This is a genomic window from Mesorhizobium sp. M0276 (genome assembly GCF_040321755.1).
GTDB lineage: Bacteria > Pseudomonadota > Alphaproteobacteria > Rhizobiales > Rhizobiaceae > Mesorhizobium.
Map to the genome: position 1 here is coordinate 1 of NZ_JAMYSC010000158.1, position 803 is coordinate 803.

Genomic DNA, 803 nt, shown 5'->3' on the forward strand with positions numbered 1-803 from the left:
TGGAAGAGCGGCATGACGGCGAAGGTTCCGTGGCCGACCTGATCGGCCAGCGTCGACAGCGGCAGGTCGATCCCCTCGGCCTTGAAGCGCGTGCTCTGACGGTTGAGCGGAGTGTGCATGCCGAACTTGTCGAACAGGATCGTCGCCAGCAGCAGCGGACCGATGAAGCCGCGTGGCGTGGCATGGAAGGGCGCCGGCGGCTGGCTGATCTTCTCGCAATCGCGGCAAGTGAACTTCTCGCGCACCGTCTCAATCACCTTGAACCGGCGCGGGATCTCCTCCAGCGTCTCGGTCACGTCCTCGCCCAGCTTGGACAGCCGGGATCCGCCGCAGCAGGCGCAGGTGGCTCGATGACGATGCGCTCGCGCTCGATGTCGGCCGGCCATGGCTTGCGCACCGGCCGTTTGCGCGTGAAGGAACGCACGCTCTGGGTCTTCGCCGCCGCAGCGGCCGCGGCAAGCTCATCCTCGCTCGCCGCGGTCACGAGGTCTTCGAGCTGAAGTTCCATCTGCTCGATCAGACGCGCCGTGCGCTCGGAACGCTGGCCGTATTTCTCGCGCTTCAGCTTCTCGATCATAAGCTGTAGATGTGCGATCAGCGCCTCGGTGTCCGATAGTTTCGCCTGCGCGCTGGCGGCCACCGCCTCGGCTTGCCGCCGCGCTTCACGTTCAGCCCGCAGCGCCGCCAGGGCACTCGCGAGGTCCGAAGGAAGATCATCCGGCTTCAACGTCATGAGGCCAGTGAATCAGATTTTGCCTGCAATTTCAAAATGTAAATGCTAGCCGACCCGCGTCGGACGCCAG

At 64.8% G+C, this 803-nt stretch carries 1 pseudogene; it reads right to left on the reverse strand.

Features of this window, described 5'->3' with window-relative positions:
- Window positions 1–733, reverse strand: a pseudogene (locus NKJ01_RS36255) (transposase domain-containing protein); the annotation flags it as partial.
- Window positions 734–803 lie beyond the last annotated feature (70 nt).